General features: G+C 44.7%; 11 protein-coding genes. 7 read left to right on the forward strand and 4 right to left on the reverse strand.

Annotated elements, in window-relative coordinates; all coding sequences use genetic code 11:
• Positions 1 to 314 precede the first annotated feature (314 nt).
• Genes AC1DCV_RS12585 through AC1DCV_RS12600 form a run of 4 tightly spaced genes read right to left on the reverse strand, consistent with a single transcriptional unit; the run spans position 315 to position 7,034 of the window.
• Positions 315 to 3,866, reverse strand: coding sequence for an efflux RND transporter permease subunit (locus tag AC1DCV_RS12585; protein ID WP_477023490.1), 3,552 nt, complete (start codon positions 3,864 to 3,866; stop codon positions 315 to 317).
• Between the two features lie 29 nt (positions 3,867 to 3,895).
• Positions 3,896 to 5,020 carry an efflux RND transporter periplasmic adaptor subunit gene (locus AC1DCV_RS12590; protein ID WP_477023491.1) on the reverse strand — a complete coding sequence of 375 codons (1,125 nt, stop codon included), beginning with the start codon at positions 5,018 to 5,020 and terminating at the stop codon, positions 3,896 to 3,898.
• A gap of 36 nt (positions 5,021 to 5,056) precedes the next feature.
• Positions 5,057 to 6,418: a TolC family protein gene (locus AC1DCV_RS12595; protein WP_477023492.1), complete on the reverse strand. Its 1,362-nt coding sequence runs from the start codon at positions 6,416 to 6,418 to the stop codon at positions 5,057 to 5,059.
• A 4-nt stretch (positions 6,419 to 6,422) separates the two neighbouring features.
• Complete coding sequence (locus AC1DCV_RS12600) at positions 6,423 to 7,034, reverse strand: TetR/AcrR family transcriptional regulator (RefSeq protein ID WP_477023493.1); 612 nt, start codon at positions 7,032 to 7,034, stop codon at positions 6,423 to 6,425.
• A 243-nt stretch (positions 7,035 to 7,277) separates the two neighbouring features.
• Here AC1DCV_RS12600 and AC1DCV_RS12605 point away from each other — a divergent pair, with 243 nt between their 5' ends.
• From AC1DCV_RS12605 to paaN, 7 genes are all read left to right on the forward strand, one after another.
• A complete protein-coding gene (locus AC1DCV_RS12605; protein ID WP_441576402.1) occupies positions 7,278 to 7,886 on the forward strand; it encodes a DUF502 domain-containing protein in 609 nt (202 codons plus the stop codon).
• A 112-nt stretch (positions 7,887 to 7,998) separates the two neighbouring features.
• Complete coding sequence (locus tag AC1DCV_RS12610; RefSeq protein WP_477023494.1) at positions 7,999 to 8,979, forward strand: zinc dependent phospholipase C family protein; 981 nt, start codon at positions 7,999 to 8,001, stop codon at positions 8,977 to 8,979.
• 152 nt (positions 8,980 to 9,131) lie between these two features.
• Positions 9,132 to 10,241: a 3-phosphoserine/phosphohydroxythreonine transaminase gene (gene serC, locus AC1DCV_RS12615; protein WP_477023495.1), complete on the forward strand. Its 1,110-nt coding sequence runs from the start codon at positions 9,132 to 9,134 to the stop codon at positions 10,239 to 10,241.
• Between the two features lie 137 nt (positions 10,242 to 10,378).
• Complete coding sequence (locus AC1DCV_RS12620; RefSeq protein WP_477023496.1) at positions 10,379 to 11,623, forward strand: DUF1015 domain-containing protein; 1,245 nt, start codon at positions 10,379 to 10,381, stop codon at positions 11,621 to 11,623.
• Positions 11,624 to 11,688: 65 nt separating this feature from the next.
• Complete coding sequence (locus AC1DCV_RS12625; protein ID WP_477023497.1) at positions 11,689 to 12,522, forward strand: lysostaphin resistance A-like protein; 834 nt, start codon at positions 11,689 to 11,691, stop codon at positions 12,520 to 12,522.
• Between the two features lie 98 nt (positions 12,523 to 12,620).
• Entirely contained in the window at positions 12,621 to 13,694 is a 1,074-nt protein-coding gene (locus tag AC1DCV_RS12630; protein WP_477023498.1) for a tetratricopeptide repeat protein, read from the forward strand.
• A gap of 94 nt (positions 13,695 to 13,788) precedes the next feature.
• Complete coding sequence (gene paaN, locus AC1DCV_RS12635; protein ID WP_477023499.1) at positions 13,789 to 15,444, forward strand: phenylacetic acid degradation protein PaaN; 1,656 nt, start codon at positions 13,789 to 13,791, stop codon at positions 15,442 to 15,444.
• The last annotated feature ends 31 nt before the right edge of the window (positions 15,445 to 15,475 follow it).

Here is a 15,475-nt window from a genome sequence, read left to right on the forward strand (position 1 = left end):
GTATATCTATCTTCTTTCTACTATTACTATTACAGGCAAATGGCCTAAGTGTTCAAAACAGACTGTCTTTTAATATTTTAGATCTTATTTATCATATGGCATATAAGGCTAAGGCTGTATATGGCTAGTAACGTGTAACTGTCTGAAGGGTCAAAAGTAATAAAGGCTATTCAAATGCCACTCATTCCAAATGTTAAAATTTGTTAATGGAATAAAAAAAACCAATTCGGCTACAATATACAAAAAAAATCCGTCCCGAAGAATCGGGACGGAGACTGTTAACCTACAACTGTTACACTGTATTGAAAAAAAACTTAATTAACGGAGATTCCACCCACTTTCTTCCCATTCACCGGCTCTTCTTCTACTTCTGGTTCCGGAAAGAAATCATATGGCTTGGCAGACAAATATTTAGGATCGTGTAACATCCTTACGTCTGACCGTTTCATGAATATTTTTATAAATAACACCAGGAATGGCACGTATTTGAGCCACCGTGGCATGTTATACTTATCCAATACATCTATAGACCGCTTGTTCATGGCATACATTACCGGCACCATAATCAGTGTCAGGAAAGTCGCAAACACCAACCCGAATACCATAGTCCAGGCCAAAGGACCCCAGAACGCCACGTTATCTCCCCCAAAGAAAATATGTGGTTTGAACTCACTGAACAATGACGCAAAGTCAATGTTAAAGCCCACTGCCAGCGGAATAAGACCCAATATCGCGGCAATAGCGGTTAATACCACCGGCGTCATACGGGTTTTACCTGCTTCCACTACCGCCTCATTTACCGGCATCTTTTGCTGAATCAGCAGATCCGTAAATTCCACCAGCACGATACCATTACGCACCACGATACCCGCCAGCGCCATAATACCCACCCCGGTCATTACAATGGAAATACTCATCTTAAAAATGGAGAAGCCCAGGAATACCCCGATGATACTGAACAGGATTTCCATTAAGATGATCATTGGACGGCCAATAGAGTTAAACTGGGTTACCATGATCATCAGGATCAGGCCAAATGCACCCAGCATCGCCATCAACAGGAAGTTCATGGTTTCCTGCTGGTCTTCCTGCTCTCCCGTCATTTTAATCAATACCGAAGAAGGATGCGTGAAATCATGCAGGGATGTTTCGATATGCTGCACCACCTCGTTAGCATTGAAACCCGTTAATACGTTGGAATAGAGCGTAATAACACGTTTCTGATCTATACGTTTGATACCTGCATAGGTATTGGAATAATGAATGTCCGCTACCGCCGACAGTGGCACCTGGCGAATAGCCCCACCCATATTCATATCCCTGTATACCAGGTTAAGGTTCATCAGGTTATTGATATTATTCCGTTGAGCCTCATTTAATCTGACCATGATCTTATACTCATCTTTCGCATCACGGATCTTGGAAGCCTCTGCACCAAACAAGGCGGTACGGAGGGTTCCACCAATCTGTCTGGTGGAGATACCTTCTGCGTTAGCTCTTTCACGATCAATGTTCACCACTATTTCCGGCTTGTTATCTTCGAAATCACTTTTCAGTTCTTCCACTCCACCAATCTGTAAGGAGTCGAGGTAACGTTTAAGTCTGAACGAAGTACTGGTTAACTCATCGAAGTTATCACCCGTGATTTCGATATTCACTGGTTTACCTGTTGGCGGACCGCCCTGCTCCTGCTCTACCGTGATATTGGTACCTGGTATTCCTTTTACGGCATCCCTGATTTTATCAAGATACTGTACGGTAGATTGGTTATTTCTGGCGCCAAATTCCACGAAGGCTACAGTTACTTTACCTTTCTGTGGCTGTACACTCATGTCCATCTGTGAAGGATCTCCGGCACCTTTGGCCACATTGGAGATAATGGATTCCACAATGGGATTCTTCGTTCCTACTACTTTGGTAATGCGGTTTTCCACAATCTTGGTAATAGAATCCGTGTATTTCTGATCAGTACCGTTCGGTAATTCTATGTAAGTGTATATGAAGTTAGGATCTGCCTGCGGGAAGAATACCACCTTCGGATTTCGTATAGCCGTTAGCACGATACTGAAAAACAGCAGGCCGAAAGCACCTATCACAATCCATACAGGACGCCATCCCAGCAGGCACCACTTCAGGATAATTTTATAACGCTCCTGCACTTTAGGCCAGAAACCATGTTGGAAGCGACGTGCCACGCCACCTAACCAGAAGCGTTCCAGCAAAATGACCAGGTAAAGGAAGATCACAAAGTTCCCTACCCCCACGCTGCCATTGGCATATCCGATGAGCGCAAATACCGCAAACACAGCGGAGAGAATCGTGAATTTCTTATCGAACTTCGGCTTGGGATGATTCTCCCCTTCATGCCGGTCCATAAAATCAACAGCAAAAACGGGGTTGATGATATAAGCTACGACCAGTGAAGCACCCAGCGTGGTAATGAGCGTTACCGGTAAGTAAAACATGAATTTACCGATGATGCCAGGCCAGAAAAGTAAAGGAACGAAAGGCGCCAATACTGTAAGCGTACCCGAGAATACCGGCAGGAAGACCTCTCCCGCGGCTATCTTGGCCGCCTTCACAATACCCAGGTCTTTTCGCTCATTATATATCCGATGTACGTTTTCTATAACCACAATGGCATCATCCACCACAATACCCAATGCCAGCAGGAAAGAGAACAGCACCATCATATTCAGCGTAAAGCCGTACGTGGGCATCAGCAGGAATGCGATGAACATCGAGATAGGTACCGACAGTGCCACGAAGATCGCATTCACTGCTCCCATGAAGAACATGAGGATAAGAGTTACCAGCAGGAAGCCGATAATGATGGTATTAATCAGATCGTGCAAGGTTACACGGGTAGATTTAGACTGATCTGCGGTGATGGTTACGTTCAGATTTTTAGGGAAATAATTTTCCTGCATATCTTTCGTAATCGCCTGTATCTTATCGGATGCATCGATCAGGTTTTTACCACTCTGTTTGATCACATTCAGCGTGATTACATTCTTACCTGCCAAACGGGCGTAGCTTTCCTGCTCCAGGAAGCCATCCACTACATTGGCAATATCTCTGAGATATACAGTAGCACCTGACTGTCCGCGTACAACGATATTACCAATCCGTGCAGGATCTTTATATTCTCCTTTTACACTGAGGGTACGTTTCTGACCATCCATTGCCACTAAACCGCCGGAGATGGTAATGTTTTCGCCCTGTATAGCGAGAATGATATCATCGAAGCTGATTTTAGCCGCATCCATTTTATATTTATCCACGTTGATCTGGATCTCACGTTCCAGTTCACCTACCAGGTCTACACGGGTAATTTCATTGAGTGCCTCAATACGGTCTTTCATATCATCTGCATACTTTTTCAGGGTTTGCAGGTCGAAGTCACCGGAGAGGTTTACGTTCATGATAGGAATCTGCGACACATCGATTTTTACAATCTGTGGTTCCTGTGTGAGGTTCGTTGGCAGATCCTTTTTGGCATCGTCTACTTTTTCACGCACCCGTTGACGGGCAGCTTCAATATCTTCATTGGCATTGAACTCGATGGTGATCGCAGAGAAATCCTGCATGGATGTACTCTTGATTTTTTTCACACCGGAGATACCATTCAGTTGCTTTTCAATAGGTTTCGTCACCGTTGTTTCCATATCTTCCGGAGAAGTACCGGCATTGATAGTATTGATATAGAACTGCGGGAACACTACTTCCGGAAATTGTTCCTTCGGCAGGCTATTATAGGAAAGGATACCCGCGAGCGCAATGATAATGGTGGCCACGTAAATGCTCACCTTATTATCAATGGCCCAACTGGTAGGCTTAAATTCTTTATTGAGATTATCTTGCATACACTTGATTTTAGCTGTTTAAAGCAGCTTTATAATTTAATCAGGTCGTTATCGTTCAGCCCCTGAAAACCTGTAGTGATGATTTTATCACCTTTACCCAAACCAGTTTTTATTTCTGCCCTGTCATTATAAGTGCGTCCCAGTTCAATTGTTTTACGCTGTGCTACCAGTTTACCGTTAGCATTTTGTGCAACAATTACATATGGTTTACCGGAAGTATATTGAATCACGCTTACGGGGATCACTACTGCATTTTTGGCGGTGTAATCTACGATCCTGATGTGTGCAATCATGTTAGGACGCAGGCCGTTATCCGGTTTCAGCGGCACTTCAATTTTAATGGTGCGGCTCAGCGGATCGATGGTTCTGGAAGCGAAGCTGATGTTGCTGCGTATTTCGCGGTTAATATCCGGGAATGCAATCACTACAGCGTCGCCTGTTTTCAGCAGGCCTGCATATGCTTCTGCTACGTTAGCAGTAATCTTCAGGTTATTGGCGTTTACTACGCGGAAGGCGGGGTTGCCTGGTGCAGCGTTATCACCTACTTTGGCGATCACAGCATCCACTGTACCACTGATGGGTGCAATGATGCGGGTTTGTGATTGCTGATCCTGCAGGGTAGCCATTTTCCTTTCCAGGCCTTCTTTCTGATTTTTGGCGTTCAGATATTGTACTTCAGATCCTATTTTCTGCGACCACAAATTCTTTTGTTTTTCAAACAGGGTGTTGGCGAGTTCCATCTGTGTGCGGAGTTCTGCCATGTTAGCTTTCAGCACCTGGTCATCTACCTGGGCCAGTGTCTGTCCCTGGCTTACAGCTTGTCCTTCTTTTACGGATATGCTGGTGATCACGCCTGGTACACGGGCAGAAACGTTCACGTTTTCGCGGGCATCTACACTACCTTGTACATCAATATAATGTTCGAATAAAGTATCAGTTACTTCAGTAACGGTGACGTCTTTCATTTTCTGCACAGAGTCTGTTTTGCCTACCGCTTTTTCGAGTGCAGCAATTTTCTTGTCAATGTCTTCATTATATTTTACTTTCTCCTGTTTCAACTGCTGCAGCTGTTCCGCTTTATTTCCGCCACCGCCGCCGCAGGCAGCCAGTATAAGTGTGATGAAGGGGATCAGGAAAGAATATCTTTTGGTCATGTTATTAGTAGTGAATGGTGATTGAAATAATTGAGCTTATAGTTTGCCGTATGATTTCAGCAGATCTATTTTAGCAACGATCGCATTGAACAAAGCAGTGAAATAATTATTTTGTGCAGTGAGCAGATCGTTTTCAGCAGTCGTCATTTCCAGGCTGGAACCTACGCCCTCCCTGTATTTGATCTGGGTGGTATGATACACGTCCTGCGCCAGCCCCATATTTTTTTCCTGTGCTTCCAGGGTGAGTACGTTGTTACGGAAAGTAGAGGCAGATTGTTCTCTTTCCAGGTCTATTCCTAATTTGGCATTTTCAATAGCCACTTCACTTTTCTTAACGGTCAGCCATGCCTGATCTACCTGGCGCTTGCGTTGCAAGCCGGTAAAGATGGGTACGGAAAGATTGAGTCCTGTATTTACGTAACCATACCACATCGGGCTCTGGAAGTAATCGAATTTATCACTACCCCTGAGCGCACCGGTAGATGCGAACAGTTGCAGCGATGGCAGGGCTTTCATCTTATATCTTTTCAGATCATATTCATTGGCCTTCTTCTGTGTTTCCAGCAACTGGTATTCGATACGTTGGGAGTAATCGAATTTATCCATGTCGAGTACATCTTCCACAATCTTTTGGGTGGACAGTGTATCCTTCAAAATAATCGCCTGTTTAAGTGGCATTCCCATCTGGTATTTCAGAGAGGCAATACCTAATTCAATCAGGTTGCGGAGCTTGGTTTGTTCTGTCTGCAGATTGGTGTATTGTACTACGAGACGATCTACATCCAGTTTTTCCGCCAACCCGTTCTTATAAATCTCTTTGGTTTCACCGAGGATTTTTTCCAGTGAGCTGACATTTTCAGAAAGAATGCTCAATGCTTTGTTGGCAGAGAGTACATTGTAGTATGCTTTGTATACCTCTGACTTTACATCAATCTGGCTTTTTGTAACGCCTTGTGACACCAGTATTTCCAGTGTTTTCCGGGCCTGCAATGCTACCAGTACGCTGGGGTCAAAGAGTGTTTGCGTCAGCTTTACTTCTCCCAGCATATTGTGTTTGAGCTGGAATGATACGGCAGTAAAGGAATCGACAGGAGAACCAAAGTTTTTGGCATTGAACATTTGTTTCTGCACCATTGGGTTATACTGATAAGAACCCGTTCCTGCGATATTAGGCAACGCCAAACCACTGATCTCCTTATTTTTAGCCAGCTGTATCAGTTCATCCAGTTTGGCAGTTTTCACGGAGCTCTGATTAGCCAGCGCGTAGTCTACCGCTTCTTTGGCAGACAGGCTGATTGGCTCGGTGAGGTTCTGCTGTTGCTGGGCCCTGACGTTGATGGCCACTGACAGCAGCCACACCATAAAAGCCATACTGGTGAGCCTTTTGATTGATAGCATAGTATTATTTATTTTGCGATAGTTGTTTATATTCTTCAATAAGCTGATATCCTTTCAGAGAAGCCACGCCGTATAAAAAATTCTCGAGCAACACTCTCTGTACTTTATTCATATCATATCCACCCGGGAAGACTTCCGGTTTAAAACAGATCATACAGGCGTGAATGCGGTAATGTGTTAATATTCTGATGTCGATATCCGGCCGGTATAATTCTTCGCTGATGCCTCTTTCCATATTTTCCCGGATCATGGTGGCGAGTGTGTTATTCTGATACTCCTCGAAAACCTGGAAAGCTTTTGTATGAAATTTATGGAGATCCAGCATAATGACGGGATTCATATTGCGCAGCCGGCGATCAATCATATCCATTACCAGGAAAAGCTCTTCGATAGCATCCCTGGATTTTTGGCGATCTGCCAGGCATTCTTCATTTACCACTTCTATGAACCGGCTGATGGTCTGGGTGACCATATCATCCTTATCGGTGAAGTGGGCATACAATGTTTTCTTTGAAATGCCCATTCTTTCAGCGATATCATCCATGGTAATTGAGCGGGTACCAAATTGACGAAACAGGCTGAAAGCCGTGTCCATAATACGTTCCTGTGCTTCCATAGTTTTACAGCAATAACCCTGTTGTTATGCACAACAAAACTATGGAAACTTTCCAAACTTCCAAAGTTTCCAGTAATTATTTTTTATATGTGGCAACATTCAATAATAAACTGATATTATAAAGGCTAACAGTTAAAACCTTAGCGGAAAATGATCGGGACGGGGTATGATATGATCGCGCGGATGCATGGCTTTTATACTTTCCGCGCATTATTGACTAATTTGCGCTTCTAATTATGAACCATGTCGCCAAAGCTTAGATTTAAAGTATTTGCATCAAGACTGTTGCGTTACTTCTTTCAGGGACTGCTCATACTGGCGCCCATTGGGATTACGGCGCTTACACTGTACTGGGCGTTTGTTACCATAGATAATATCATTCCTAAAGAATTAATTCCGGAAGGCGCTTCTTTTAGTTTTCTGAAATATAAAGGGGTAGGATTCGCGGCGGTATTGCTGTTGATCATTGGAGTAGGTTACCTCAGTTCTTCCTTTATTATAGGGCGGATTTTTGACTTATTTGATCATCTGCTGGAGCGGACACCGTTTATCAAGTACATCTATACTTCTATCAAGGATGTGTTTGATGCGTTTGTAGGTGAGAAGAAAAAATTTGATCATCCGGTGCTGGTGCAGATTTACGGAGTAGATGTTTGGGAGATGGGATTCATTACACAGGCGGATGTAAGCAATTTTGGCTTGGAGGGATACATGGCAGTATATGTGCCGCACGCCTATGCTATTACCGGCAAAGTGTTTATGGTGCCTAAAGACAGGGTGAAAGCGCTGACCAATGTATCTGCCGGAGAGGCGATGAAATTTGCCGTAAGCGGTGGCGTAACAAATATTTAATACGCGTTGCCGGCGGATGATAAAATGGTTTTTCCGGTTGGAAAAAATCTGGTTATCCGTCGGTTTGAAAAAGCGAAAATGGCTATATTCGTCTTCCCAAAAATATAGCCATATGTTAACCCACGCCTACGTACGTATTTCCGTATTATTTGTTGTAATGATATTATCATGTGCAGAAGCCCGTGCCTGGGGGTTCTTTGCGCATCAGCGAATCAACCGGCTGGCAGTATTTTGTTTGCCGCCGGAAATGATGGTATTGTACAAGCCGCACCTGGAGTACATTACCGTGCACGCCACGGATCCGGATAAGCGCCGCTATGCAGTAGCTGCAGAAGGAGCCCGGCATTTCATAGATATTGATTTATTTGACAAACCTCCGTATGATCATATTCCCCGCAACTGGACAGATGCAGTAGCACGGTATACGGCAGATTCGCTGAACCGAAATGGCATATTGCCGTGGCATCTGGAAAAGATGATGGCGATGCTCACCAAAGCTTTCCGGGAAAAAGACCAGCAGCGCATTTTGCGGTTATCGGCTGAGCTGGGCCACTATATTGCGGATGCGCATGTGCCGCTGCATGTCTGCTCCAATCATAACGGTCAGTTTACCGGTCAGCAGGGGATTCATGGTTTGTGGGAGTCGCGCATTCCTGAGCTGCTGGCTGATCAGGAGTTTGATTACTGGGCCGGCAAAGCGGAATATATTCCAGAGCCACGCAAGTTTATCTGGGACATCATCCGGGTAAGCGGAATGGAGGCAGACACAGTACTGCTATACGAAAAACGACTAAGTGAACAATTTTCTCCGGGCCGTCGCTTTGCTTATGAAAACCGAAATGGGTTATTAGTACGTACTTACGCCGATGACTATACGAAAGCTTATTATCTTTCTATGGGAGACATGGTAGAAAGGAGAATGAAAAATGCCATTGCAGGGGTAGCTGCTGCCTGGTATACTGCCTGGGTAAATGCAGGGCAGCCATCTTTACGGGAGCTGACACATACAACCCTTACTACGGAGGAGTTACAGGAGGTGGAAAAGCTGCAACAGCAATGGCTGGAGGGTAAGCTACGGGTAAGGGAAGAGTAAACCGGTTAAAATATTTAGGGTAATACTTAATAATTAGAAAAGAAATTTTATCTTTGCCCATACCATCTTTTAGCCTATCCTACACCACGCACCTTAGGTTTTAAAATACCCGTGCCGTTTTTTTTCCGTTTCCTTAGAAAAACCAAAACAAAGTGGAAAGATCAAAAAATGAATTTAATCTGAATCGCAACATGAAGGTGCATAATTTTAACGCAGGTCCTTCTGTATTACCCAACGAGGTATTGTACAAGGCCAGTAAAGCTCTGATTGACTTTGAAGGGTCAGGGATGTCTATACTGGAAATTGGCCACAGAACGCAACCGTTTATAGCGGTGATGGACGAGGCGCGCAACCTGGTGAGGGAACTGATGCAGCTTGATGACGACTTTGAAGTACTTTTTTTACATGGCGGAGCCACCACGCAGTTTATGCAGGTGCCAATGAACCTGCTGGAAAGCAGTGAAACGGCCGCTTATGTAGATACCGGAGTATGGTCTAATAAGGCTATCAAAGAAGCAAAATTGTTTGGCTTCGCCGACGTTGTGGCGAGCTCCAAAGAAAGCAACTACAATCACATTCCCAAGCAGTTTACCATCCCTCCCCAGGCTAGTTATCTGCACATTACCACTAACAATACCATCTATGGTACGCAGTGGCATATGACACCTGTTACCGATGTTCCCCTGGTAGCAGATATGAGCAGTGACATTATGAGCCGCAGCATGGACTTCAACAAGTACTCGCTGATCTATGCAGGTGTACAGAAAAACATGGGCGCCGCCGGCGCTACCATGGTGGCCATACGCAAAAGCATATTGGGCAAGGTATCGCGCAAAATACCCGCTATACTCGACTACAGGAACCATATAGAAAATGGCTCCATGCTGAATACGCCTCCTGTTTTTGCAGTATACATTTCTATGCTGACACTCCGCTGGTTAAAAGAGCAGGGAGGTATTCCTGCCATTGAAAAAATCAATGATAAGAAAGCAGCATTACTCTACGATGAAATTGACCACAACCCGCTGTTCCGCGGCACAGTGGTAAAGGAAGACCGTAGTAAAATGAACGCCTGCTTTATTATGGATAAGCCTGAAATGGAGGATGAGTTCCTGAAATTCTGTAAAAAAGAAGACATTGTAGGTATCAAAGGACACCGTCTCTCCGGCGGATTCCGCGTATCTATGTATAACGCCCTGCCTTATGAGAGTGTAGAAGTAATGGTAGAAGCCATGAAATACTTCTCCCTGAAGAAGGCGTAAAAAATTTTACACACCCGGTAATTACGGAGCTGCGGATAGATAATCTCACTGATATCTGGCTGCAGCTCCGTAATTCGTTAATGATTATTCATTGTTTTTTATTATTACATTTACCCCTCACTCATACATCATTCATCATGGCTATTATCAGACCCTTTAACGGATTAAGGCCAACAGAAGAATTGGCAGCAAAAGTAGCATCAAGGCCCTACGACGTACTCAGCTCGGAAGAGGCAAAAGCTGCAGCATCCGGTAACCCTTATTCATATTATCATGTTTCTAAATCCGAAATCGATCTGCCGGAAGGGATAGATACCCACAGCCAGCAGGTGTATGACAAAGCAGCAGAAAACCTGCATCGCCTCGTAACTGAAGGGGTGCTTTTCCTGGAAACACAACCAGCTTATTACATCTATAAACTGGTCATGAATGGCCGTGCACAAACAGGACTGGTATGCGTGTCTTCCATTGCCGATTATAATAACGGCATCATCAAAAAACATGAGTTTACACGCCCGGACAAAGAACTGGACCGTATTAACCATATTAAAACCACCAAAGCGCAAACCGGCAACGTATTCCTGGCCTATAATGATGTGCCGGAAATCAATGCCCTCGTAGATCACTGGCAGGAACATAATAAGCCGGTATACGACTTCACTGCAGAAGATGGTATCCAACATACCGTATGGGTGATCAACGCTCCTGCAACCGTAACTGATATCACTTCCCTGTTTGCAGAAAAAGTCCCCTGCACTTATATCGCAGACGGTCATCATCGCGCCGCCTCTGCCAGCCTGGTGCAAAAAGAGTTTGAAGCAGCCGGAAAAATTACATCCGTAGAAAATCCAATCAACTATTTCCTGACCACCATATTCCCCGCCAGCCAACTGGCCATACTGGATTATAACCGCGTGGTAAAAGACCTGAACGGCCTTAGCAAAGAAGCGTTGTTATCGCGGCTGGACTATGACTTTACAGTAGAAGAAATTGGTCATTTGCCACAACAGCCTTCCATGCTACATGAATTCAGCATGTACCTCGATGGCAGGTGGTATCGCCTGGTGGCCAAAGAAGGGACCTATACTACTGATCCCATTGGCATCTTGGACGTGACCATTCTTTCTGACAACATACTTGATAAACTGCTCGGTATCAAAGACCAGCGCACCGATAAGCGCATTGACTTTGTAGGCGGTATCCGTGGATTAGGTGAACTGGTAAAGCGTGTTGACAGCGGCGAAATGAAAGTAGCGTTTGCACTGTTCCCGGTGACTATTCAACAGCTGTTTGATATTGCCGACAGCGGAAACGTAATGCCACCCAAGAGTACCTGGTTTGAACCGAAGCTGAGAGATGGGTTGATTACACATATAATTTAATATCTTTATAGCCCCTGCTTATCCCGGCAGGGGCATTTTTTTAATCACCTATATCGCCATTACCCATGTCTGTTGTGCAGCAACCTGATCTTCTGAAGGATGATTTTGAGTTGACCGTAACTCCTTATCCTTCCATGAAACAAGCATTTGTCTTTGGCGGTGCGCTCTTTTTCGCCAGCCTGGCGCTTTTTTTATTTTTTGCTAATTATGCCTCTTTCCTACTTTTGGCATTAGTACGCCCGGCATATTTGCTGAATGTAATGCTACCCATTGCGCTGTTAGCCTTATACTTGTATAATCAACAAAAAAAGCGGAACGAGCCCCCACTCTCTTTAAGTATTCCCCAGGGAAATAATTTATGGATGTTGCTACTGATGGTGCCGGCTTTATATGTAATTGTAGCGATTCTAAAATATTTTCTTGAAACCAGTCCATTCGACTGGACGGGGTATGGATACTCCCGACGTCATCCGCTGATCTATTGCATGATATTCATATTCCTTCTTCCCGCCCTGCAGGAATACGTTTTCCGGGGAATCATTCTGAATGGGTTATTAAAAAGATATCCTGTCAATAAGGCTTTGGGAGCCATTACGCTGATAGCTGCGCTTCCCTATATTTATCCTACATCCATACTACTTTACCTGCCCATCTCCCTTTTCCTCGGCTGGCTTTATTACCAGTCCCGCAGCCTGATCTTTACTTTTATCTCCAACGCTATGCTCAGTCTTATTTCTTTGCTCCTTAGTATGGGTGAAAAAGATAATTTGAATATACTGGGCGAGTTAACGAGGGTGGCAGGCTTCCTGCCGGTGATAGCCATGGCTGTCATTATTTTCGGGGTGACGATTATTTTCTTCAATAAAGACATCATCGAATCAAATAAACAAATAAATTAATATAGAAAATATATTTTCTCCGCCTCGCCTGCTCATCGATTGATCCGTGGGACATTACCCCATTTTCCTTACTTTTACAACAAACGAACAGACAAGGAATGAACAAACGGTCATCTTTATTGAAAGCTTTTATAGTTGCAGGAGTTTTATTCTCACAGGTAGTGGTTGCACAGGATGCCAAAGAGTTGTACAATACAGCTTCCGGCTTCATTCGCAGTGGAGACTATTCTAATGCCATCCTGGTGTTGAACCAGGCTTTACAATTAGAGCCGGATAATTATGAATATAAAAAACAGCTGGCTTTTACATTCTATCTGAAAGGTGACCTTGTTAAAGCGAAAAGTGTAGTTGAGCCGTTACTGAACCACCGGGACGTGGATGTACAGGCGTTCCAGATTGCCGGTAATATCTATGTGGGCAGGGAAGAATGGAAAACCGCTCAACGTATGTATGAACGGGCACTTAAGAAGTTTCCCAACAGTGGTGAGTTATACAACGACAACGGCACCCTGCTGATGAACTTTAAAATGTACGATGGCGCATTACGCAGCTGGATCAAAGGCATTGAACAGGATCCTGCATTTCCAGGCAACTACTACAATGCCACCAAAACATATGATTTCAGCAACAACCCTTTGTGGTGCATATTATACGGCGAAACCTTCATGAATATGGAAAGTTTTACCACCCGCACGGCCGAAATAAGGAACATTGTGCTGGAATCTTATAAGAAATTATTCAATGACCCATCGCTGTTTGATGCCATGCTGCCGGATGATAAAAAGGGCAAAAAAAGCAACGCTGACTTTGTAGAAGCATACAAAACGAGCATGGGCAAGCAGATGAGTGTGGTAACAGGAGGAATAGACCCGGAAGTACTGGTAATGGTACGCACCCGGTTTCTGCTGGATTGGTTTAGCTTTTATGGCATGAAATATCCTTTTGCCCTCTTCGATTTTCAACGCAACCTGTTGCGGGAGGGGATGTTTGAATCTTACAACCAGTGGCTCTTTGGCCCTGCGGCCAACCAGGCCGGTTATAAAGCATGGATAGGATTACATAAACAGGACTATGATGCATTCCTGAACTACCAACGTAACAATCCTTTAAAGCCAAGACCAGACGAATATTATAACGACGGAAGGTTTACGCTGATAAATTCGGGATATTAGTATTTAGACATTTTTTGATTTATAGATTTAGTCATTTAGTTGCTGTAGCAACTGAATGACTAAATCCGTAAATTGTAAATCTCAAATTCTGAATATGCTCGTTAACAAACACCAAAACATTATTGACAACGCTGTAAAAGCGAACCACGAACGAACTTTCTATTCGCAATATCCGGAGCATCCTAAAGCTTACGGCGAAGATGCCCATGCCAAAGGCGTTCAGAGCTATCAGCAACTGCTGGGGAAACCTTTCAAACAACTACTGCAAACCGGCGAAACCGGCTGGAGCGGAGAAGAGGTATCTCCTTATACCCGCGAAGTGCTGGGCGTTACCTATCCCATTTTTGCCGTTAATGACCTGCTCGCAAAAGCAGCCATAGCTGGGAAAAGCTGGGGCAAAGTAGCCGTATCAGAAAGAGCTGGTATTCTCACCGAAACACTGGAACGGGTAAAAGACTACTTTTTTGATATTGCCAATGCCACCATGCACACCACCGGCCAGAGCTTTATGATGAGCTTCCAGGCTTCCGGCCCCCATGCCAACGACCGTGCACTGGAGGCTGTAGCCACCGGCTATCATGAGTTACAACGCTACCCGCCCAATCTTACCTGGGAAAAGCCCATGGGCAAAACCAGTATCAAACTTTACAAAACATTTAAACCCATCCCGAAGGGTACCGGCCTGGTAATAGGCTGTTCTACCTTCCCGGTATGGAATACCCTGCCCGGTGTGTATGCTGATCTGATTACCGGCAATGCCGTAATCGTAAAGCCACATCCCAGGGCAGTACTTCCTATAGCCATTGCTGTTAGTGCCATTCAACAGGCATTACAGGATAACGGATATGATCCGAACCTGTGCCAGCTGGCAGCAGATAGCTCTGAACACCTGATCACCAAAGAGTTGTGTGAGCATCCGGAAGTTAGATTAATAGATTATACCGGAGGCAGCCCCTTTGGCAATTACATAGAATCACTACCCGGCAAAACCGTATTTACTGAAAAAGCCGGGGTGAACTCTGTGATACTGGACAGTGTGAAAGACCTGGATGCTGTTATCCAGAATCTCGCATTTTCTGTTAGCCTGTATTCCGGGCAGATGTGCACTGCGCCACAGAACTTTTTTATCCCCGAAAACGGGGTACGTACCGATAATGGACAAGTACCCTTTAACGAAGTAGTGCAGAAATTTAAGGATGCCGTAGTAGGCCTGGTCAACCACCCCAAGATGGGCGCCGGCACATTAGGCGCCATACAAAACGACAGCACCCTTGCCAGGGCTAAAGAAGCCCATCACCTGGGCGGAAAAGTGATACTGGAAGGCACGCCGGTGGTGAATGAAGAATTCGCCAATGCCAGGGTATGTGCCCCTACCATTTTGGAGGTCACCAGCGCAGATACGGCCATCTATGAAAAAGAGCTTTTCGGACCGGTCATCCTGTTGATTAAAACCAGGGATACAGACCACAGCATTCAACTGGCCAGACAAATGGCCCTGAAATATGGCGCTATTACCTGCGGTGCTTATACCACCGATGGAGATACAAAAGAAAAGATTGCGGAAGAGATGAACAGCGTGTTTACCCCCGTATCTTTCAATCTCACTGGCTTTATATGGGTAAATCAACATGCTGCATTTTCTGATTTTCATGTTACCGGCGGTAATCCGGCAGGCAATGCCAGCTTTACCAACCAGGAATTTATAGTGAAGCGATTTGTGTGGGTAGGCAACCGGGAACTGGCTGAATAGTAAAACCTACTAACAAGCGTCCCGGTTTTAA

It is taken from the genome of Chitinophaga sp. 10T418 (assembly GCF_056394125.1).

Bases quoted from the DNA above. Each gene is read 5' to 3' on its own strand.
- AC1DCV_RS12630 (WP_477023498.1), top strand. From the start codon at position 12,621: ATGAACAAACGGTCATCTTTATTGAAAGCTTTTATAGTTGCAGGAGTT.
- AC1DCV_RS12585 (WP_477023490.1), bottom strand. From the start codon at position 3,866: ATGCAAGATAATCTCAATAAAGAATTTAAGCCTACCAGTTGGGCCATT.
- AC1DCV_RS12590 (WP_477023491.1), bottom strand. From the start codon at position 5,020: ATGACCAAAAGATATTCTTTCCTGATCCCCTTCATCACACTTATACTG.
- AC1DCV_RS12600 (WP_477023493.1), bottom strand. From the start codon at position 7,034: ATGGAAGCACAGGAACGTATTATGGACACGGCTTTCAGCCTGTTTCGT.
- paaN (WP_477023499.1), top strand. From the start codon at position 13,789: ATGCTCGTTAACAAACACCAAAACATTATTGACAACGCTGTAAAAGCG.
- AC1DCV_RS12620 (WP_477023496.1), top strand. From the start codon at position 10,379: ATGGCTATTATCAGACCCTTTAACGGATTAAGGCCAACAGAAGAATTG.
- AC1DCV_RS12610 (WP_477023494.1), top strand. From the start codon at position 7,999: ATGTTAACCCACGCCTACGTACGTATTTCCGTATTATTTGTTGTAATG.
- AC1DCV_RS12625 (WP_477023497.1), top strand. From the start codon at position 11,689: ATGTCTGTTGTGCAGCAACCTGATCTTCTGAAGGATGATTTTGAGTTG.
- AC1DCV_RS12595 (WP_477023492.1), bottom strand. From the start codon at position 6,418: ATGCTATCAATCAAAAGGCTCACCAGTATGGCTTTTATGGTGTGGCTG.
- AC1DCV_RS12605 (WP_441576402.1), top strand. From the start codon at position 7,278: ATGTCGCCAAAGCTTAGATTTAAAGTATTTGCATCAAGACTGTTGCGT.